This is a genomic window from Streptomyces sp. V3I8 (assembly GCF_030817535.1).
GTDB lineage: Bacteria > Actinomycetota > Actinomycetes > Streptomycetales > Streptomycetaceae > Streptomyces.
This window is the reverse complement of sequence record NZ_JAUSZL010000002.1, coordinates 7,206,907-7,226,147: the sequence shown is the minus strand read 5'-3', so window position 1 is coordinate 7,226,147 and position 19,241 is coordinate 7,206,907. Positions and strand designations below refer to the sequence as shown.

General features: G+C 70.5%; 19 protein-coding genes. 8 read left to right on the top strand and 11 right to left on the bottom strand.

The features are described 5' to 3' along the window. Positions 1-74: 74 nt before the first annotated feature. From QFZ75_RS32000 to pgsA, 7 genes are all read right to left on the bottom strand, one after another. Positions 75-827 (bottom strand): YebC/PmpR family DNA-binding transcriptional regulator, encoded by a 753-nt coding sequence (locus tag QFZ75_RS32000; protein WP_307542464.1) that lies wholly within the window; start codon positions 825-827, stop codon positions 75-77. A gap of 72 nt (positions 828-899) precedes the next feature. Then, positions 900-1,505, bottom strand: a complete 606-nt coding sequence (pdxT, locus tag QFZ75_RS31995; RefSeq protein ID WP_307542462.1) for a pyridoxal 5'-phosphate synthase glutaminase subunit PdxT — start codon at positions 1,503-1,505, stop codon at positions 900-902. Positions 1,506-1,511: 6 nt separating this feature from the next. Next, on the bottom strand, positions 1,512-2,435 hold the full coding sequence (pdxS, locus tag QFZ75_RS31990; protein ID WP_307542460.1) for a pyridoxal 5'-phosphate synthase lyase subunit PdxS: 924 nt from the start codon (positions 2,433-2,435) through the stop codon (positions 1,512-1,514). A 168-nt stretch (positions 2,436-2,603) separates the two neighbouring features. After that, entirely contained in the window at positions 2,604-3,149 is a 546-nt protein-coding gene (locus QFZ75_RS31985; RefSeq protein ID WP_307542458.1) for a hypothetical protein, read from the bottom strand. Between the two features lie 227 nt (positions 3,150-3,376). Then, complete coding sequence (locus tag QFZ75_RS31980; protein ID WP_307542456.1) at positions 3,377-4,549, bottom strand: glycosyltransferase family 4 protein; 1,173 nt, start codon at positions 4,547-4,549, stop codon at positions 3,377-3,379. Continuing rightward, positions 4,546-5,532, bottom strand: coding sequence for a phosphatidylinositol mannoside acyltransferase (locus tag QFZ75_RS31975; protein WP_307542454.1), 987 nt, complete (start codon positions 5,530-5,532; stop codon positions 4,546-4,548). Before QFZ75_RS31975 ends, QFZ75_RS31980 begins: the two co-directional genes overlap by 4 nt. Beyond that, entirely contained in the window at positions 5,529-6,296 is a 768-nt protein-coding gene (gene pgsA, locus QFZ75_RS31970; protein WP_307544927.1) for a phosphatidylinositol phosphate synthase, read from the bottom strand. The genes QFZ75_RS31975 and pgsA overlap by 4 nt, the downstream gene beginning before the upstream one ends. A gap of 215 nt (positions 6,297-6,511) precedes the next feature. Here pgsA and QFZ75_RS31965 point away from each other — a divergent pair, with 215 nt between their 5' ends. Both QFZ75_RS31965 and QFZ75_RS31960 read left to right on the top strand, forming a co-directional pair. Continuing rightward, the gene (locus tag QFZ75_RS31965; protein ID WP_307542453.1) at positions 6,512-8,719 is read left to right on the top strand and encodes an elongation factor G-like protein EF-G2; all 2,208 of its coding nucleotides are present in this window, start codon (positions 6,512-6,514) and stop codon (positions 8,717-8,719) included. Positions 8,720-8,895: 176 nt separating this feature from the next. Next, on the top strand, positions 8,896-10,557 hold the full coding sequence (locus tag QFZ75_RS31960; protein ID WP_307542451.1) for a hypothetical protein: 1,662 nt from the start codon (positions 8,896-8,898) through the stop codon (positions 10,555-10,557). Between the two features lie 64 nt (positions 10,558-10,621). Here the strand turns inward: QFZ75_RS31960 and QFZ75_RS31955 are convergent, their stop codons facing one another. Beyond that, the gene (locus tag QFZ75_RS31955) at positions 10,622-11,182 is read right to left on the bottom strand and encodes an HIT domain-containing protein (RefSeq protein ID WP_307542450.1); all 561 of its coding nucleotides are present in this window, start codon (positions 11,180-11,182) and stop codon (positions 10,622-10,624) included. Positions 11,183-11,249: 67 nt separating this feature from the next. Between QFZ75_RS31955 and QFZ75_RS31950 the strand changes: the two genes are divergently transcribed. After that, positions 11,250-11,915 carry a potassium channel family protein gene (locus tag QFZ75_RS31950; protein ID WP_307542449.1) on the top strand — a complete coding sequence of 222 codons (666 nt, stop codon included), beginning with the start codon at positions 11,250-11,252 and terminating at the stop codon, positions 11,913-11,915. A gap of 43 nt (positions 11,916-11,958) precedes the next feature. Here QFZ75_RS31950 and thrS read toward each other — a convergent pair whose 3' ends face one another. From thrS to QFZ75_RS31935, 3 genes are all read right to left on the bottom strand, one after another. Then, positions 11,959-13,935, bottom strand: a complete 1,977-nt coding sequence (gene thrS / locus QFZ75_RS31945) for a threonine--tRNA ligase (RefSeq protein WP_307542447.1) — start codon at positions 13,933-13,935, stop codon at positions 11,959-11,961. A 187-nt stretch (positions 13,936-14,122) separates the two neighbouring features. Further along, positions 14,123-15,346 (bottom strand): hypothetical protein, encoded by a 1,224-nt coding sequence (locus QFZ75_RS31940; RefSeq protein WP_307542446.1) that lies wholly within the window; start codon positions 15,344-15,346, stop codon positions 14,123-14,125. Then, complete coding sequence (locus QFZ75_RS31935; RefSeq protein ID WP_307542445.1) at positions 15,343-15,906, bottom strand: DUF4365 domain-containing protein; 564 nt, start codon at positions 15,904-15,906, stop codon at positions 15,343-15,345. The genes QFZ75_RS31940 and QFZ75_RS31935 overlap by 4 nt, the downstream gene beginning before the upstream one ends. 168 nt (positions 15,907-16,074) lie before the next feature. Between QFZ75_RS31935 and QFZ75_RS31930 the strand changes: the two genes are divergently transcribed. The 5 genes from QFZ75_RS31930 (at position 16,075) to QFZ75_RS31910 (ending at position 19,107) form a co-directional block, all read left to right on the top strand. After that, positions 16,075-16,803, top strand: a complete 729-nt coding sequence (locus QFZ75_RS31930) for a 3'-5' exonuclease (protein ID WP_307542443.1) — start codon at positions 16,075-16,077, stop codon at positions 16,801-16,803. A gap of 183 nt (positions 16,804-16,986) precedes the next feature. Beyond that, positions 16,987-17,298 carry a helix-turn-helix domain-containing protein gene (locus tag QFZ75_RS31925; protein WP_307542441.1) on the top strand — a complete coding sequence of 104 codons (312 nt, stop codon included), beginning with the start codon at positions 16,987-16,989 and terminating at the stop codon, positions 17,296-17,298. A 195-nt stretch (positions 17,299-17,493) separates the two neighbouring features. After that, positions 17,494-17,730, top strand: coding sequence for a hypothetical protein (locus QFZ75_RS31920; protein ID WP_307542439.1), 237 nt, complete (start codon positions 17,494-17,496; stop codon positions 17,728-17,730). After that, positions 17,727-18,239 carry a DUF6879 family protein gene (locus QFZ75_RS31915; RefSeq protein WP_373466070.1) on the top strand — a complete coding sequence of 171 codons (513 nt, stop codon included), beginning with the start codon at positions 17,727-17,729 and terminating at the stop codon, positions 18,237-18,239. Before QFZ75_RS31920 ends, QFZ75_RS31915 begins: the two co-directional genes overlap by 4 nt. After that, the gene (locus tag QFZ75_RS31910; protein ID WP_307544926.1) at positions 18,190-19,107 is read left to right on the top strand and encodes a helix-turn-helix transcriptional regulator; all 918 of its coding nucleotides are present in this window, start codon (positions 18,190-18,192) and stop codon (positions 19,105-19,107) included. Before QFZ75_RS31915 ends, QFZ75_RS31910 begins: the two co-directional genes overlap by 50 nt. The last annotated feature ends 134 nt before the right edge of the window (positions 19,108-19,241 follow it).

Here is a 19,241-nt window from a genome sequence, read left to right as displayed (position 1 = left end):
CCGGCAGAGCGACGGGCCGACGGGGCACGTCCCGTCGGCCCGTCGCTCCGCCGGCCCGTCCCGCTTGCGCGGTGTTACGCGTCGACCTTCTCCATGACCTCGTCGCTCACGTCGAAGTTGGCGAAGACGTTCTGCACGTCGTCGCTGTCCTCGAGGGCGTCGATGAGCTTGAAGATCTTCCTGGCGCCCTCCTCGTCCAGTTCGACCTGCATGGTCGGGACGAAGTTCGCGTCGGCGGAGTCGTAGTCGATGCCGGCTTCCTGGAGTGCGGTGCGCACCGCGACCAGGTCGGTGGCCTCGGAGAGGACCTCGAAGGACTCACCGAGGTCGTTGACCTCCTCGGCGCCCGCGTCGAGGACGGCACCGAGGACGTCGTCCTCGGCGAGCTCGCCCTTGGGGACGATGACGACGCCCTTGCGGTGGAAGAGGTAGGAGACCGATCCCGGGTCGGCCATGTTGCCGCCGTTGCGGGTCATGGCGACGCGTACGTCCGAGGCGGCGCGGTTGCGGTTGTCGGTGAGGCACTCGATGAGCACCGCGACACCGCTCGGGCCGTACCCCTCGTACATGATCGTCTCGTAGTCGGCGCCACCGGCCTCGAGACCGCCGCCGCGCTTGATGGCGGAGTCGATGTTCTTGTTGGGCACCGAGGACTTCTTGGCCTTCTGCACGGCGTCGAACAGCGTCGGATTACCGTCCAGGTCGACGCCGCCCATGCGCGCCGCGACCTCGATGTTCTTGATCAGCTTCGCGAAGAGCTTGCCGCGCTTGGCATCGATCACGGCCTTCTTGTGCTTCGTCGTAGCCCATTTAGAGTGGCCGGACATCTGCCTGTCTCCTTCGCGTAACCCATCCCGTACGAACCGTCCCGGACTTCACGGTCCGGGGACCCCCAGATCCTACAAGGATCCCGCCGTCCGGTCCGCGCGGACCATGTCGACAAACAGGCCGTGCACGCGGTGGTCGCCGGTCAGTTCCGGGTGGAACGACGTGGCGAGCGCGCTGCCCTGGCGCACGGCGACGATGTGACCGCCGTGCTCGGCCAGCACCTCCACCCCGGCGCCCACCGACTCGACCCAGGGGGCGCGGATGAAGAGCCCCTCCACGGCATCGCCCGCGACGCCCTGCACGTCGACCTTCGCCTCGAAGGACTCGTTCTGCCGGCCGAAGGCGTTGCGGCGCACGATCATGTCGATGCCGCCGATGGTCTCCTGGCCCGAACGCGGGTCGAGGATCTTGTCGGCGAGCATGATCATGCCCGCGCAGGTGCCGTAGACGGGCAGGCCGTCCCGCACCCGCGCGCGCAGGGGCTCCATCAGGCCGAAGAGGACGGCCAGTTTGGAGATGGTGGTGGACTCGCCGCCGGGGACGACCAGGCCGTCCACCGCCGCGAGTTCCTCGGGGCGCCGCACCGGCCTGGCCACGGCGTCCGCCGCGGCCAGGGCGACGAGGTGCTCCCGTACGTCGCCCTGGAGGGCCAGGACGCCTATGACAGGTGTGCTCATCGGTGGTTACCAGCCACGGTTCGCGTAGCGCTCGGCCTCGGGGAGGGTGTCGCAGTTGATGCCGACCATGGCCTCACCCAGGTTGCGGGACGCGTCCGCGATGATCTTCGGGTCGTCGTAGAAGGTGGTGGCCTTCACGATGGCGGCGGCGCGCTTGGCCGGGTCGCCCGACTTGAAGATGCCCGAGCCGACGAAGACGCCCTCGGCGCCGAGCTGGCGCATCAGCGCGGCGTCGGCGGGAGTGGCCACGCCGCCGGCGGAGAACAGCACGACCGGGAGCTTGCCGAGCTCGGCGACCTCCTTGACGATCTCGTACGGGGCGCGCAGCTCCTTGGCGGCGGCGTACAGCTCGTTGTTGTCGTAGCCGCGCAGCCGGGCGATCTCGTTCTTGATCTGGCGCAGGTGGCGGACGGCCTCGACGACGTTGCCGGTGCCGGCCTCGCCCTTGGAGCGGATCATGGCGGCGCCCTCGGCCACCCGGCGCAGGGCCTCGCCCAGGTTGGTGGCACCACAGACGAAGGGGGTGGTAAAGGCCCACTTGTCGGAGTGGTTGACCTCGTCGGCGGGGGTGAGGACCTCGGACTCGTCGATGTAGTCGACGCCGAGGGACTGCAGGACCTGGGCCTCCACGAAGTGGCCGATGCGCGACTTGGCCATCACCGGGATCGAGACGGCCTCGATGATGCCCTCGATCATGTCCGGGTCGGACATGCGCGCCACGCCGCCGTCCTTGCGGATGTCGGCCGGGACCCGCTCCAGGGCCATGACGGCCACGGCGCCCGCGTCCTCGGCGATCTTCGCCTGCTCGGGCGTGACGACGTCCATGATCACGCCGCCCTTGAGCTGCTCGGCCATGCCGCGCTTCACGCGCGCGGTGCCGGTCGCCGGGGTGTCGGTGGACCGGTCGGGGTGGGAAGGCGTGCTGGACACGGGGTGACCTCACTCGGTGGAAGAGGGGGTTGTACGGACACCGAGGTAACGCCTGCGGACCAGTCCACAGCAAGGGCCAATGGGGAGCCGGTGGCTCATTTTCCGTACCGCTCTGGATGTTTTCGCCGGTCGGCGGCGTAGGCGGGGCCACGCGGGGGTGGCTCCCGGCTACGTTCCGGGGCGGTCCGCCAGGGCCGTCGGCGGCTCGTCGTCCATCTCGAAGGCCAGCGGGAACGGCGCGTGCCCGGCCAGCCGGAACCAGCGCACCGTGCGGTGGCGGCGCAGGGCGCGGACCGCGCGTACGGAGTCGTTGTGGAAGCGCCGGGCCATCGGTACGCGGCGGACCGCCTGGGCGAGTTCGCGGGCCGCGGCCTCGCCGCCCGGGGCCGCCTGGACGGCCTCGACCTGCGCGGACTCGCCGAAGACGGCCCGCAGCGCGTGGCTGAGGTCGCTCTCGGCGACCTCCCGGTGGTCCTCCTCGGCCTGCCGGGCCGCGTGCGCCGCCTCGTAGAGCACCATCGACGCGGCCGGGTCGAGCACTCCGGAGGTGGCCAGTTCCTGCGCCACCGAGGCGCGCCGCAGGAGTTGTGCGTCGAGTGCGGCGCGCGCCGCGTCGATGCGGGAGTGCAGCCGGTCGAGCCGGCCCGCCGTCCAGCTCAGGTAGAGGCCGATCGCCACGAGGGCGACCACGATCCAGATCAGTGTGGAGGTCACGGGCGCACACGCTACCGGTGGGGCGCCGCCCGGTGTTCATGTGCCGGGTGCGGGCCCGGTAGGGCGGGCCGCGCAGTTCCCCGCGCCCCTGAGAAGCCGGCTGCGCCGCGCTTTTCAGCCCGCCGGCGAAAGGGCGGGGACCGGGGCGGAGCCCCGCCCCCGGGGGCGGGGGAACTGCGCGGCCCGCCCCCGCCCGCCCGCAGCCGAACCACCGCACCCCCGGAGGGTCAGTCGCGGGCCAGGCCGAAGCGGGCCAGGAGGCCGCCCGGCTCCGTCGGGTCGTCCGCCGCCGCGACCGCCGCCGCGCCGTCCGTGACGGTCTCGTAGACGGACAGGATGTCCGCGCCCACCGTCGACCAGTCGAAGCGCCGCACGTGCGCGCTGCCCCGCTCGTGGAGTTCCGTGCGTCGCGCCGGGTCGCCGAGGAGCCGCAGCGCCGCGGCGGCCAGCGCGTCCGCGTCCTCGTTGGCGAACAGTTCGCCCGCCTCGCCCCGGTCGAGGACCTGGGCGAACGCGTCGAGGTCGGAGGCGAGCACGGGCGCGCCCGCCGACATCGCCTCGACCAGGATGATCCCGAAGCTCTCACCGCCGGTGTTGGGCGCGACGTACAGGTCGACGCTGCGCAGGAACCGCGCCTTGTCCTCGTCGCTGATCATGCCCAGGAACTCGACGCGCGGGCGCAGGTCCGCGGGAAGCTTCTCGACGGCCTCCTTCTCGTCGCCGCGCCCGGCGACCAGCAGCCGGGTCCCGGGGCGCTCGGCGAGGATCTTCGGCAGGGCCTTCATGAGGACGGGCAGGCCCTTGCGCGGCTCGTCGATGCGGCCCACGAAGCCGATCGTGCCGCCCTGCCACTCGGGCCGGGGCTCGGCCCTCGCGAAGAAGTCCACGTCGACGCCGTTCGGGATGACCACGGCGTCACCGCCCAGGTGCTCGACGAGCGTGCGCCGCGCGTACTCGCTCACCGCGATGCGCGCGCTGATCTTCTCCAGGGCGGGCTGCAGGATCGGGTACGCGGCGATCATCGCCCGGGACCGGGGGTTCGACGTGTGGAAGGTGGCGACGATCGGCCCCTGCGCCGCCCAGCAGGCCAGCAGGCCGAGGGAGGGCGAGGCCGGCTCGTGGATGTGGATCACGTCGAACGTGCCGTCGTGCAGCCAGCGGCGCACCCGCGCGGCCGACAGGAACCCGAAGTTGAGGCGCGCGACCGAGCCGTTGTACCGCACCGGCACGGCCCGGCCCGCCGAGACGACGTACGGCGGCAGCGGTGTCTCGTCGTCGGCGGGGGCGAGGACGGACACGTGGTGCCCGAGCGCGATGAGGTGGTCGGCCAGGTCGCGGATGTGGAACTGGACCCCTCCGGGCACGTCCCAGGAGTACGGGCAGACGATGCCGATCCTCACGACCGCTCCCCGGGCCGGACCTGATCGTCGCGCCGGTCCCGGGTGCCGTGCGTCCCGGCGGGCGGTTGCGCGCCGGACGGCTTCGGGCGGGGCTCCAGGTCGGCGAGCCACAAGCGTTGCAGCATGTGCCAGTCCTCCGGATGGTCGGCGATCCCCGTGGCGAAGGCGTCGGCCAGCGCCTGTGTCATGACAGACGTCTTCTCGGCCCGGGTACCTGACCCGGGGACCTCGACGGGCGGATGGATCCGGCCACGCATCACGGGCGACTCGTCGTACCACAATGTCACCGGCAGCAGCACCGCGCCGGTCTGCTGGGCGAGCAGGGCCGGCCCCGCGGGCATCCGGGTGGTCTCCCCGAAGAAGGTGACCTCGACCCCGGACGCGGACAGGTCGCGCTCGGCGACCAGGCAGACCAGGCCGCCCCCGCGCAACCGCCGGGCCAGTGTGCCGAACGCGGCGCCCCCCGTGTGCGGCACCACCTCCATGCCGAGTCCCTCGCGGTACGCCACGAACCGGTCGAACAGCTTCTCCGGCTTGAGGCGCTCGGCGACCGTCGTGAACGGGATCCCCAGCGCGGTGGTGGCCCAGGCGCCCGCGAGATCCCAGTTCCCGAGGTGCGGCAGCGCGACGACGACACCCCTGCCCGAGGCGAGCGCCTCGTGCAGATGATGGGTGTCTTCCGGTTCGAAGCCGTTCCTGATGCGCTCCTCGCTCCAGACGGGCAGCCGGAACGACTCCATCCAGTAGCGCAGGTACGAGCGCATGCCCGCGCGGGAGAGCTCCGCGAGCCGTTCGGGTGACGCGTCCGGCAGCACGCGCGCGTAGTTCGACTCCAGGCGCAGTACGCCCTTGCCGCGCCGCTTCCAGGCGAGGTCGGCGATGGTCCGGCCCAGGCGCACGGCGACGGGCTCGGGGAGCTTCTTGACTGCTCCCCAGCCCGCCGCGTACGCCGCGTACGAGAGCTGGTCCCGCAGTCCGCTCACGAGGTGGCCCCGCTGTTGCGCGGGGTGCCCTCCGGCGCGTTCCCGGACGCGTCCCCCGGCGGTGCGACGACCGCCGCGTCGGCCTCGGCGGCCTCGCGGCGCACCGTGACCACGCGCTGGACCAGCGTGACGACGCTGCCCGCGGCGACGGCCCACAGCGCGATCGGCAGCAGCACGTCGATGCCGGGCACGCCGAAGGTCTTGTGGAAGCCCGCCAGGCCGGCCGCGACCAGTGAGATCACCAGGCGCTCGGCGCGCTCGACGAGGCCGTTGACGGCGACGGGCAGCCCGATCGACTCGCCCCGCGCCTTGGTGTACGACACCACCTGGCCGCTGGCCAGGCAGAAGATCGAAACGGCGCACAGGACGTTGTCGTCCCCGCCGCCCGCGTACCAGAGCGCGAACCCGCCGAAGACCGCGCTGTCGGCGACCCGGTCGAGCGTCGAGTCGAGGAAGGCGCCCCAGCGGCTGGAGCGGCCCAGCTGGCGCGCCATGTTGCCGTCGACCAGGTCCGAGAAGACGAAGAGCGTGATGACGATCGTGCCCCAGAAGAGCTCTCCACGGGGGAAGAAGACCAGCGCGCCCGCCACGACTCCGGCCGTGCCCAGGAGGGTGACCGTGTCGGGGCTCACCCCCCGGCGGATGAGAAACGCGGCGAACGGTGTGAGGACACGCGTGAAGAATGCACGCGCGTACTTGTTCAGCATGGCCTTCCCGAGGGTCGGTGTGGCCGGGCGGCCCCTGCTGGCCACCGGCTGGCCCATCGTAGTCACGCGTGCGCGTGTGCGACGGTCGGGCACCCGCGCCCCGGGTCACGTCCTGGTGACATCCGGGGCCGCGGCACGATCGCGTCCGGTGTATGGACGCACCGTGACCCGGGTGCGAAGCTCGATGGCACCGCGGGCGCCACCGGAGCCGCCGTACGCGGATCGGCAGGCCCGCGCCCACAGTGACCTCACCGTGTACGGGAGGCAAGTCCATGGGCGACAAGGCGAACGCACGTCCCGGAGCCGCCGGCAGGGCTACGGCGGCCGACCACCCCGCGTCCGTACGGAATGTGGTGCTGGTCGGCCACAGCGGATCGGGCAAGACGACCCTGGTGGAGGCTCTCGCCCTGACGGCGGGAGCGGTGAACCGGGCGGGCCGCGTGGAGGACGGCGGCACGATATCCGACTACGACGAGATCGAGCACCGTCAGCAGCGTTCGGTCCAGCTCTCCCTGGTACCGCTCGACTGGGACGGATACAAGATCAACGTCCTCGACACTCCCGGGTACGCCGATTTCGTCGGCGAACTGAGGGCCGGTCTGCGGGCGGCGGACGCGGCCCTCTTCGTCGTCTCGGCCTCGGACGGCGTGGACGGCTCCACCCGGATGGTGTGGGAGGAGTGCGCGGCGGTCGGCATGCCCCGGGCCATCGTGGTGACGCACCTGGAGTCGGCCCGGGCCGACTTCGAGGAGATGACCCGGATCTGCGCGCAGGCCTTCGGCGCCGACGACCCCGACGCCGTGCTGCCGCTCTACCTGCCGCTGCACGGCCCCCAGGGCCCCGACGGGCACACCTCGGTGACGGGGTTGGTCGGGCTGCTCTCGCGGCGGCTGTTCGACTACGCCTCCGGGGAGCGCAAGGAGTCCGAGCCGGGCCCCGAGCAGCTGCCGCTCATCGAGGCGGCCCGCAACCGGCTCATCGAGGGGATCATCTCGGAGAGCGAGGACGAGACCCTCATGGACCGCTATCTGGGCGGCGAGGAGATCGAGTTCACGACCCTCGTGCAGGATCTGGAGCGGGCCGTCGCGCGCGGCGTCTTCCATCCGGTGCTGGCCGCCGCGCCCGCCGCCGAGGGCGCCCGTCAAGGGCTCGGCACGGTGGAACTCCTCGAACTGATCACCGGCGGCTTCCCGACCCCGCTGGAGCGCGCGGCGCCGGCGGTCACCACCCCGGACGGCAGGGAGCGCCGGGTCGGGGCCTGCGACCCGGACGGTCCGCTGGTCGCCGAGGTCGTGAAGACCGCCTCCGACCCCTATGTGGGCCGGGTCTCGATGGTGCGGGTGTTCTCCGGGACGCTGCGCCCCGACGAGACCGTGCACGTCTCCGGGCACGGGCTCGCCGACCGCGGCCACGAGGGCCGTGCCCTGCACGAGGCGGACGAACGCATCGGCGCCCTGTCCGCCCCTTTCGGCAAGCAGCAGCGGGCCCTCACGCACGCCATCGCCGGTGATCTCGCCTGCGTGGCCAAGCTGAGCCGCGCCGAGACCGGTGACACGCTCTCCGCCAGGGACGAGCCGCTCCTCATGGAACCGTGGGAGATGCCCGACCCGCTGCTGCCGCTCGCCGTCCAGGCGCACAGCAAGGCCGACGAGGACAAGCTCTCCCAGGGGCTCGGCCGGCTGGTCGCCGAGGACCCGACGATGCGCCTGGAGCAGAACCAGGCCACCCACCAGGTCGTCCTGTGGTGCCTGGGCGAGGCGCACGCGGACGTCGCCCTGGAGCGGCTGCGCAGCCGCTACGGCGTCCAGGTCGACGTCGTACCGCACAAGGTGTCCCTGCGGGAGACGTTCGCCGCGAGGTCGGCGGGGCGCGGGCGCCATGTGAAGCAGTCCGGGGGGCACGGGCAGTACGCGATCTGCGAGATCGAGGTGGAGCCGCTGCCCGGCGGCTCCGGCGTCGAGTTCGTCGACAAGGTGGTGGGCGGGGCGGTGCCCCGGCAGTTCATCCCGTCCGTGGAGAAGGGGGTGCGCGCCCAGGCCGCCAGGGGGGTGGCCGCCGGCTACCCGCTCATCGACGTGCGGATCACGCTGCGTGACGGCAAGGCGCACTCGGTGGACTCCTCGGATGCCGCGTTCCAGACCGCCGGCGCGCTCGCCCTGCGGGAGGCCGCGGCCGACGCCAGGATCCATCTCCTGGAACCGGTCGCGGAGGTGACGGTCCTGGTGGGCGACGAGTACGTGGGGGCCGTGATGAGCGACCTGTCGGGGCGGCGCGGCCGGGTCATCGGCACCGAGCAGTCGCCCGGTGCCCGGACCCTCGTACGGGCCGAGGTGCCCGAGATCGAGATCGGGCGGTACGCGGTCGATCTGCGTTCCCTCTCGCACGGCACCGCGCGTTTCCACCGCGTCTACGCCCGGCACGAGCCGATGCCACCGCAATTGACCGACCGGATCCGCGAACAGGCGCAGGGGAAGGCCTAGTTGACGTCCTCTCCGGATCCCTCCGGGTCGGCGGGCGGTTGCGTCCGTCCGCCGACGGATGTCCGTTCCTGCGGATACTCTGGGAACTGATCAAGACGATGACCTGATCAACAGGTGTGCGGAGCACGGAAGTCGGGAAGAGCCGCAGAGCGGGGCACGGCGGCGATGGGGGCGGCATGGCGGACGAGGGATTCGATTTCAGGCCCGGGGCACAGGTTCCGCTCTCGGGTTCCGCGGGACAGACGGCGGCGACGTTCGCGCTGGCCTCCGCCGCGTACCGGGACAGTCCGGTCGAGGTGATCCTGGACGCCAACAGCGAATGGCACAAGTCGACCGTCACGCCCGGCCTTTCCTGGGCGTCGATATTCAAGCCCAACCTGGGCGAGGCCTTCTCCCGGGCCGTGCAGGTCCGGATGCTGGGCGGCAACCGCGCCGCGCTCATCCAGTCCTTCGGCACGGAGCCGCAGGTGGTCGTCGAGCACTGCCTCGCGGCGAACCGCATCCGCAAGGAGCGGGACAGCTGGCTCACGGCGGTGATGGTGCTGACCGGTGTGATCTTCCTGCCCGGTCTGCTGCTGTGGCTGCTGGTCTTCACGATCCGCAGGTCGGTCGCCAAGTCCGCGGACAAGCGGGCCGGCGCCCTCGCCACCACCGTCCTGGTCGGGGTGGGCGCGCTGGCCGTCCTCTTCCTGCTCAAGATGCCGTTCACCGGCTTCTGGGCCTGGTACGCGCGCGCCGCGATCGTCGCGCCTGTCCTCGGCTGGGTCTGGGCCAAGCAGATCTGCGAGCGCACCGCCCGTGACCTGCGGGACCGCTGGAGCAGCCTGCTGGCCGGCGGCGGCATCGGCGCGAAGATCCCCGAGGCGGTGCCCGGCAGCCCCGGCGAGACGGCGGCCGAGGCGCTGCGCCAGGGCCTGGCGAAGCTCAGCGCCGAGCAGCGGTCGAACGCGGTCTTCTACGCGGGCCCCAAGGGAATACTCGGCATGGGCACGCGCTGGGGCAGCTGGCAGCTCGCCGAGGACCTGGTGCCGGCCGATCCCACCAAGGAGATCCACGGGTTCCGCAGCTGGGACGTCATCCGGTCGATCCACGACCAGTTGCGCATGCTGGAGCGGGGGCCGCTCAACACCGGCGGTTTCCCCGCGCCCTCGGTGAAGCACTGGGTGGTCACGCCGATCAACGAGAACGCCGGATCGGTCTCGCGGCCGGGCGGCACGGACGTGGACGCGTACCAGGTCAAGACGCACAAAATACAGGAGATCTGCAACAAGCAGCAGTTCGGCAGCGGTGACCGCCACTACCTCGGCGTGCAGTGGACGCTCTGGGACGGGCAGTTGATCATCACCATGCTGATCACCGTGACCGTGCTGCACGAGACGCTGCGCATCGAGGTCACCGGTCACGCCCTGGGACCCGTGCACTCGCTGTTCACCAGCGGGCCCGCCGCCAAGACGAAGACGGTCCCGAAGACCGTCAGGTTCTGGGAGACGAAGACCCAGAAGCTGCCCCTCATCGACGCCGACGAGGTCGTACGGCTCGCGGTGCGCGCGCCCTTCACCTGGTACCCGCCGATCCTCGACCACCTCGGCGGCAAGCTGATCCTGCCGGAGCCGTTCGGCCTGCGGCACGCCTGGGCGGCCAAGCCCTGGCGGCACCGCTTCATGGCCGACGACGCCCTGCGCGCCGCGACACCCGTGCTGCGCGTGGTGCACGCGGCCGCGATCCGTGTGCTGAAGGAGAACGGCGTGGACACCGAGAGGTTCGGCAGCCGTTCGTCCAACCTCAGCACGGCCGTCCAGGACGTCTCCCCCAGGAAGGCGGACCTCTACGACGCATAGGCGTCCACGCCGCGCGGACGTCCGCGCGGCCCGGCCCCGCCTCCCGTGGACAGCCGCGGGAGGCTCAGGCCGAGGGCCAGGCCTCCGCGAGCATCTTGCGGGTGTCGGCGAGGAGCTGCGGCAGCACCCGGGTGTGGCCGACCACCGGCATGAAGTTCGTGTCGCCGCCCCAGCGGGGCACGATGTGCTGGTGGAGGTGGGCGGCGATGCCGGCGCCCGCGACCGAGCCCTGGTTCATGCCGATGTTGAAGCCGTGCGCGCCGGAGGCGGTCCGCAGCGCGGTCATCGCCTGCTTGGTCAGTTCACCGAGCTCGGCCGTCTCCGGGGCGGTCAGACCGGTGTAGTCCGCGACGTGCCGGTAGGGCACGACCATCAGGTGCCCGCCGTTGTACGGGTACAGGTTGAGCACCGCGTAGACCTGCTCGCCGCGTTTGAGGACGAGCCCGTCCTCGTCGGACAGCGCCGGGATCGAGCAGAAGGGGCAGCCGTCGCCGGCCTCGGGGCCGGTGGGCTTGTTCTCACCCTGGATGTACGCCATCCGGTGGGGCGTCCACAGGCGCTGGAACGCGTCCTGTGTGCCGACTCCGATCTGCTGCTCCGGCTCACTCGTCATGAGAGGCAGCATATGGCTTCGCCCGTTCACGACGTGTCGGCGGGTACCGCGCCGAAGGGCTCCCCGCCAAGCTGAGGCGATGGACGACGACAGCCGCACGACACACTGGGAACGGCGTACCGAGGCACCGCTCGCCGTCGCCTCGGCGCTCTTCCTCACCTCGTACGCGATCCGGGTCCTGGCCGAGGGGCTGCCGGAGTTCTGGCGGGCCGCCTGCCTGGCGGTGGTCCTGGGAGCCTGGGCGGTGTTCGCCCTCGACTACACCGTGCGCTGGCGGCTGAGCGGCCAGGGCCCCCGCTTCGTCCGGACGCACTGGCTGGACACGCTCGTCCTGCTGCTGCCGCTCCTGCGTCCGCTGCGCGTCGTGAAGGTCTACGAGGCCGTGCAGCGCCGGCGGGGCAGGCCGCGGCTCGCCCTGCACGCGCGCGTGATCACGTACGCGGGTCTCGCGGTCACCCTGCTCGGCTTCGCGGGCGCGCTCGCCGTGTACCAGCAGGAACGCACGGCGCCGGGCGCGACGATCCGTACCTTCGGCGACGCGGCGTGGTGGACCTGCGCGACGCTGGCGACCGTGGGGTACGGCGACGTGGCTCCCGTGACCGCCGCCGGACGGGTGATCGCGGTGGGGCTGATGGCCTGCGGGCTCGCGCTGCTCGGCGCGGTGACGGGGTCGTTCTCCGCCTGGCTGCTCCAGGTCTTCTCCGGCGAGGAGGGCGGCGGCAGCGGGGAGCCCCCGGGAAGCTGAGCTTCCCGGGGGCTCCCCGCTGCGTACCGCGGCCTGTGGGGCCTCAGACCTGCGTCCGCTCCTCGACGACCTTCGCGATCTTGGCGATGGCCTCGTCGAGCGGGATGCCGTTCTCCTGCGAGCCGTCGCGGTAGCGGAACGAGACGGCGCCGGCCGCCATGTCCTCGTCGCCCGCGATGACCATGAAGGGCACCTTCTGCTTCTGCGCGTTGCGGATCTTCTTCTGCATGCGGTCGGAGGACGAGTCGACCTCGACCCGCAGCCCCTTCCTCTTCGCCTCGGCGGCGAACTTCTGCAGGTGGTCGACGTGCGCGTCACCGATCGGGATGCCGACCGCCTGGACGGGCGCGAGCCACGCCGGGAACGCGCCCGCGTAGTGCTCGAGCAGGACCGCGAAGAACCGCTCGATCGAGCCGAAGAGAGCACGGTGGATCATGACCGGCCGCTGCTTGGAGCCGTCGGCACCGGTGTACTCCAGGTCGAAGCGCTCCGGCAGGTTGAAGTCGAGCTGCACGGTCGACATCTGCCAGGTCCGGCCGATCGCGTCCTTGACCTGGACGGAGATCTTCGGCCCGTAGAAGGCGGCGCCGCCCGGGTCCGGGACGAGCGGGATGCCCTGCTTCTCGGCCACCTGCCGCAGCGTCTCGGTGGCCTCCTCCCACACCTCGTCCGAGCCGACGAACTTCTCCGGGTCCTTGGTGGACAGTTCCAGGTAGAAGTCGGTCAGGCCGTAGTCGCGCAGCAGGTTCAGGACGAAGGTGAGCGTCCTGTCCAGCTCGTCCGCCATCTGCTCCTTGGTGCAGTAGATGTGCGCGTCGTCCTGGGTGAAGCCGCGCGCCCGGGTCAGGCCGTGCACGACGCCCGACTTCTCGTACCGGTACACGGTCCCGAACTCGAAGAGCCGCAGCGGCAGTTCACGGTAGGAGCGGCCGCGCGCGTCGAAGATCAGGTTGTGCATCGGGCAGTTCATGGGCTTGAGGTAGTAGTCCACGCCCTCGTCGAGCTGCATGGGCGGGTACATGCCGTCGGCGTACCAGTCCAGGTGGCCCGAGGTCTCGAAGAGCTTCCCCTTGGTGGCGTGCGGGGTGTAGACGAACTCGTACCCCTCCTCCTCGTGCCGGCGGCGCGAGTAGTCCTCCATGACCCGGCGGATGATGCCGCCCTTGGGGTGGAAGACGGCCAGGCCGGAACCGATCTGCTCGGGGATCGAGAACAGGTCGAGTTCGTTGCCGAGCTTGCGGTGGTCGCGCTTCTCGGCCTCGGCGAGGAAGTCGAGGTGCGCCTTCAGCTCGTCCTTGGTGGGCCACGCGGTGCCGTAGATGCGCTGGAGCATCGGGTTCTTCTCGCTGCCGCGCCAGTACGCGGCGGCGTTGCGCATCAGCTTGAACGCCGGGATGTTACGGGTGGTGGGCAGGTGGGGACCGCGGCAGAGATCCTTCCAGCACAGGTCACCGGTCTTGGCGTCGAGGTTGTCGTAGATGGTCAGCTCGCCGCCGCCCACCTCGACGTCCGCGCCGTCGTCCGAGGACGCGGAGCCCTTGATGCCGATGAGCTCCAGCTTGTACGGCTCGTCCGCCAGCTCCTCGCGGGCGGCCTCGTCGGTCACCACCCGGCGGGAGAAGCGCTGGCCGCGCTTCTGGATCTCCTGCATCTTCTTCTCGACGGCCTTGAGGTCCTCGGGCGTGAAGGGCCGCGCCACGTCGAAGTCGTAGTAGAAGCCGTCCTTGACCGGCGGGCCGATGCCCAGCTTCGCCTCGGGGAACAGCTCCTGCACGGCCTGCGCCATCACGTGCGCGGTGGAGTGGCGCAGGATGTTCAGGCCGTCCTCGGAGGAGATCTCAACGGGCTCGACCTCCTCGCCGTCCTTCACCTCGTACGCGAGGTCCTTGAGCTCGCCCGCCACACGGGCCGCGACGACGGTGCGCTCACCGGGGAAGAGCTCGGCGGCCGTAGTGCCCGTCGTCACCACGCGCTCTTCCCGCTCGGAATCGCGTTGGATGATCACACGGACGTCTGACACCGGACTCTCCTGCCTGAAGGGAACGCGCGCGGTCGTCTGTCGCACGCGTCGTACTCAGGCGATCGTACCGAGCCAGGGGTGCCCCTCGCGAAACGGTTGTTCCTCCCCGGCCCCGGAGACCGGCCCGGGGGTGGTCCAGGGGTGCTCCAGGGGTGCTCCGGGGACGGCCCGGAGGCGGCCCGGGGCCTCAGTCCCCGCTGCACGCCTCCTCGAAGAAGTCGAGGTTCTCCTGCAGCGACTTCATCAGCCGGTCCCGCTCGGCCTCGTCCACCTGCACGGGGACCACCCCGGTCGCGCCGGTCAGCCGCCGGAACCCGCCGCGGCTCTCCAGGCGCCCGTGCACCCGCACCGGCAGCCCGACCAGATGGGCGTGGACCGCGATCCGGTACGCCTCCTCGTCGAGCGTCATCCGCACGTGCGGCACCTCGGCCCCCGCGATGACCCTCAGCCGTACGGTCCCGTCGCCGCGCGGCCCCGACCTGCGCATCCGCACGACGGCCCCCGTGACGCGCACGGACACGGACGGCTCCTCGCGCAGGTAGCGGGCCGCCGCCGCGCGGAGCGCGGGCAGGTCACCGGGCGAGAACTCGACGGGCTCCGCGGGCGTCGCGCACCCGTCGGGGACCCCGGCGGCGGGCGCCCACCCGACGGCGATCCTGGCTCCTTGCGTGCCGCGCACCAGCGCCGTCAGCGCCTCGGCCAGCTCATGGCTGACGCCGGCCTCGACCGCCCCGTCGAAGGCGTCCATGTTTCCGGTCGCGCGCTGGTAGTCGACCGCTTCCCGGGCCGCGTACAGCGCGTGGTGGAGCCGGACGGCGAGCGGCCGGCCGGTGGCGACCGGCACGAAGGCGGTCAGCCGGCGGCCGCCCGGGGCGGCTCCGACGAGCACCTCGTCCAGGGACGCGGCGGCGGACCTGCGGTGGCGGGCGCCGTGGTAACCGGCACGCGCGCGCGTGGCGAGGGCGCCCGCGAGCAGGGTCTGCCGCGCCGCCGTGCGCAGCTGTTCCTCGACGGGCCACGGCGAGGCCCCGACGGGTCCCGCCGGGACGTCGCGCCACCAGTGGATCTCGTCGCTGGGCACGGTGAGGCCGACCAGGACGTCACGGGCGGCGGGCGAGCCGCTGCGGAACAGCGCGAGAAGGGCCTCCCCGAGGAGGTCCTCGCTGTCGGGGAACGCCCGGCTCTCCGGCACGAGCAGGCTGGTGCCGGAGCCGCCGGGTCCGGGCGGGGTCCAGCGGCCGTACCGTCCGGGTGCTCCGCCGCGGCGCAGCCAGCCGTGCCGGTGCAGGAGCGCGCCGAGGACGGCGGGGTCGACCTGGTCGGGCCGCGGCGGCCGGTCCCACTGCCCCGCCGGCTCGACGGGGTGGGGCCTGACCGGGCGCAGGGGTTCGCCGGAGGGGCGGTGGGTCACGGTATGCCTCCCGTACCGACCCGCGTCATGATGTCGCAGAGCGCCCGGTCGTCGAAGACGCGGGAGGTCGGTATCCGCACGGTGGTCCTGTGCCGGCCCGTGATCCGGTGTCCGGCCAGGTTGATCCAGTAGCAGCAGTGCCGCAGGTCGAGGCCGTCGTGGCCGGCGCGCAGCCAGTCGTCCTGCGACCTGGGCACGAGCATCACGACCAGTATTTTGTGCACCGAGACCGGGGTGCGGGCCAGCTTCTCCAGGTGGGCGTTGTCGAGCGTGAAGGAGAACGCGGGCCCCGGGTTCGGCGGGATCTGGTAGGTGCACTTGAGCTGGACCTTGATGGTGACCTCGTCGTCGACCGTGTGCCCGGGGGCGCTGTGGCTGACGTGCCAGTCGATGCCGTTGTCCGGAAAGGGCTGGGACAGGGAACAGCCCGAGGCGGCGGCGACCGCGTGCAGATAACCGACCTGCAGCGTCTCCATGCAGGCCGTGGTGGCCAGTGAGCCGCGATGCGGTGCCGTGTGCCGGGGCAGCAGCCCGCCCTGCTCGGGCTGCGCGAGCGTCATGGTCAACAGCCTTCCGAATTCGGGAAATCCTCGCGGCGGGTCGCTGAACTGCAAAGACCCGTACCTCTGTTGTCTCCTTCCGGCGTACGGCGCAAACAGTGCGGGTATCACAAATGGGGCAGGGGACGGCGCGTCATCTGCCGCGGGTGAACGAGGAGTTGTGTGCGTATGACGTGCTGGTACGAAGGGCCTCTGGCAGCGTTCGACACCGAGACGACCGGTGTCGACGTGGAAACCGACCGGATCGTGTCGGCCGCAGTCGTCGTCCAGGACGCTCCCGGCAGCCGGCCGCGCGTGCGTCGCTGGCTGGTGAATCCGGGTGTGCCGGTGCCCGAGGGCGCCACGGCGGTGCACGGGCTGACCGACGACCATCTGCGGCGCAACGGCCGCTGGCCGTCGCCGGTGATGGACGAGATAGTCCGGGAGCTGGCCGAGCAGAGCGCGGCGGGACGTCCGCTCGTGGTGATGAACGCGCCCTTCGACCTGACGCTCCTGGACCGGGAGTTGCGCAGGCACCGGGCGTCCTCGCTGGACCACTGGTTCGAGTCGGTGCCGCTGCACGTCCTCGATCCGCGCGTCCTGGACAAGTACCTGGACCGCTACCGCAAGGGCCGCCGCACGCTCACGGACCTGTGCGCGCACTACGAGGTGGAGCTTCGGGGCGCCCATGACGCGGCGGCGGACGCCCTGGCGTCCCTGGAGGTCGTACGGGCGGTCGGGCGCCGTTTCGCGCTGCGGCTCGAGCGGCTGTCGGCGGCCGAACTGCACACGCTGCAGGCCGTCTGGCACGCCGCGCAGGCCCGTGGCCTGCAGGCCTGGTTCGCCCGCAGCGGTGTGGAGGAGTCGGTCGATCCGGCCTGGCCCCTGCGGCCCGAGCTGCCGGCCGCGGCGGCCTGAACGGCCGTGGCGCACAAAAAGGCCGGTCCGTCTGCGACGGACCGGCCTTTCCCGGTGGAGTCACGGCGACGGCACTACAACATAAAGGTGCAGGTCGGACAACTTGAGGGCCTGTTGGCCAAGTTGCCGAGCCTTGATGCGCCAGCACACACGTCGTCTTCTCCTCGACCGAAGCCAGGTCGCATGCGAAAGCTGGATGACGACCAGGTGCACGCACTGATCGCCGGATACAAGGCGGGAGCGACTGTCTACCAGCTCGGCGATCGGTTCGGGATCAGCCGACAAACGGTAGGCAAGATCTTGAAGCGGCACGGCGTCGAGATGCGGATGCGCGGCCTGTCGGCCAAGCAGATCAACGAGGCGGTGCGGCTGTACGAGGCCGGCCAGTCGTTGGCACGGATTGGTGAGCGGTTTGGGGTGGACCCGACCACGGTGCTGAACCGGCTTCGCGAGAGAGGCATTCGCACCCGAGACCCTCAGGGACGCCAACGCTAATGAAGACGAACCGCAGACAGCCATCTCCTGGCTGCATGATCAACCATGGAGGTAACAGGAGCACAGCCTTCTCCGAAAACACCGAGTGCGACGGAGCGCGATCACTGTCGCATGAGGAGCCCTTGACCGACTGAGCGCGCGCGACCCACCATGTGCGAGCACGGTTCGCCAAATTTCGAGCAACGGAGACACGACATGCGTGCTCAGCTCCTCGGCAAGGACCCGGAGTCTCAGGAAGGCAACTCGCCTACCTTGTTCGCCACCGACCGTACCGACCGCAAGACCTACATTGCGCAGGGATGGAGGGTGACCGACCCTCAGGCGCTCGCCGACGTCGGCCCCGTCCCCGACCACGAGACGCTCATCGAGATCCCGGAAGACGTGCTCAAGATGTACGCCCTCCGCTACTTGGAGCAGGAGGGAGGGCACTGAACCTGATCATCGGCCCCGAGTTCAGCAAGCTCTTCCGCACCTTCGAGCACACAGCCTTCCGGCTGGAAACGCGGGATCACTACAAGTCGGACAACGAGTCAGCGGCGCTGCGTCAGTTCGTCGCTGGCGAGCCGGTTGACCTGGACTGGTTTCAGAACTGGCTGACCATGATCCGACAGACCACCGCCGAAGGCCGGCGCTTCATGCGCGTGCGCGTGGTGACGATGCCGCTCACCGACTACAGCCGCTTCGGGGTGTTCTGCTCGGAGCACACCAACGCCGCAGGTGAGGACATCCGTTACCTGCGGAGGGACGACGCGGCTGATCTGCCGGATTACGACTACTGGTTGTTCGACTCGCGCAAGCTGGTGCGGATGCACTTTGATGACGACGAGAACTTCCTGGGCGGTGAACTCATCGAAGATCCTGCCCTGGTCGTGGCACACAACTACTGGCGTGATGCTGCCTGGCATCTCGCCACCAGGCGGGACGACTTTGCCAGCGAATAGAACGACCGGCGTCACCAGTGTCCACGAAGCCCGTGACGCACTGGGCAAACGGCTCCGTGAGCTTCGCCAACAGGCCAGCATGAGCGGTCGGCAGCTCGCGGAGTCGCTGTCGTGGCCACCTTCCAAGGTGTCCAAGCTTGAGAACGGTCGCCAAGCACCAACTGACGACGACCTCCGAAATTGGACGCGGGCGACCGGCAGCGAAGGTGAAGCGGATGCGCTGCTCGCCTCCCTGCACACACTTGAGATCCAACACGCCGAGTGGCAACGGCAGATCAAGCTGGGCTTGAAGCCACACCAGCAAGAGATAGCTTCGCTGGATGCTCAGACGCGGCTCTTCCGGGGGTTCGAGTCCACGTTCATCCCTGGACTCCTCCAGACAGCCGAGTACGCGCGGGCACGGTTCGCCCAAAGCATCACCGTGTTCAAGGTGCGCAACGACATCAACGAGGCGGTAGCCGCTCGCATCCAGCGCCAAGAAGTCCTGTACAAGCCCGACAAGCGGTTCCACTTCGTACTGACCGAGGCGGCGCTACGGTACCGGCTATGCCCACCAGACATCATGCTCGGGCAGCTTGATCGGCTGGTCTCGCTCTCTTCGCTACCAAACGTGAAGCTCGGCATCATCGGGTTCGAGACGGCATACGTGGTCGCACCTGCCCACGGCTTCTGGCTGCTCGACAACGACCGAGTGATGGTCGAGACGTTCTCAGCCGAGTTGAACCTCGCCCAGCCACGGGAACTTGGGCTGTACGGCGGCATCTTCAATTCGCTCGCAGCGGTTGCCAGCTATGGCCGATCAGCGCGGACGATCATCAACCGAGTGGTTGACGACCTTGCCCCCGCCGCCTCACAGAGTGGCGAGTAATTTCGCACCGGTTCACCCACTCGGTACATTGCGAGAAATACCAAGAAACTTTCTGTTCATCTGGAAACAGCACCCCTACGCTCCCGGATGAGGCACGCCACTGCGTGCTCCATCCGCTTCGTTATGGGAGGCCG

Excerpts from the sequence above, each read along its gene's own strand:
- QFZ75_RS32000 (WP_307542464.1), bottom strand. The coding sequence starts at position 827 with ATGTCCGGCCACTCTAAATGGGCTACGACGAAGCACAAGAAGGCCGTG.
- pdxT (WP_307542462.1), bottom strand. The coding sequence starts at position 1,505 with ATGAGCACACCTGTCATAGGCGTCCTGGCCCTCCAGGGCGACGTACGG.
- pgsA (WP_307544927.1), bottom strand. The coding sequence starts at position 6,296 with ATGGGCCAGCCGGTGGCCAGCAGGGGCCGCCCGGCCACACCGACCCTC.
- QFZ75_RS31965 (WP_307542453.1), top strand. The coding sequence starts at position 6,512 with ATGGGCGACAAGGCGAACGCACGTCCCGGAGCCGCCGGCAGGGCTACG.
- QFZ75_RS31960 (WP_307542451.1), top strand. The coding sequence starts at position 8,896 with ATGGCGGACGAGGGATTCGATTTCAGGCCCGGGGCACAGGTTCCGCTC.
- QFZ75_RS31955 (WP_307542450.1), bottom strand. The coding sequence starts at position 11,182 with ATGCTGCCTCTCATGACGAGTGAGCCGGAGCAGCAGATCGGAGTCGGC.
- QFZ75_RS31950 (WP_307542449.1), top strand. The coding sequence starts at position 11,250 with ATGGACGACGACAGCCGCACGACACACTGGGAACGGCGTACCGAGGCA.
- QFZ75_RS31935 (WP_307542445.1), bottom strand. The coding sequence starts at position 15,906 with ATGACGCTCGCGCAGCCCGAGCAGGGCGGGCTGCTGCCCCGGCACACG.
- QFZ75_RS31930 (WP_307542443.1), top strand. The coding sequence starts at position 16,075 with ATGACGTGCTGGTACGAAGGGCCTCTGGCAGCGTTCGACACCGAGACG.
- QFZ75_RS31925 (WP_307542441.1), top strand. The coding sequence starts at position 16,987 with ATGCGAAAGCTGGATGACGACCAGGTGCACGCACTGATCGCCGGATAC.
- QFZ75_RS31920 (WP_307542439.1), top strand. The coding sequence starts at position 17,494 with ATGCGTGCTCAGCTCCTCGGCAAGGACCCGGAGTCTCAGGAAGGCAAC.
- QFZ75_RS31910 (WP_307544926.1), top strand. The coding sequence starts at position 18,190 with ATGCTGCCTGGCATCTCGCCACCAGGCGGGACGACTTTGCCAGCGAAT.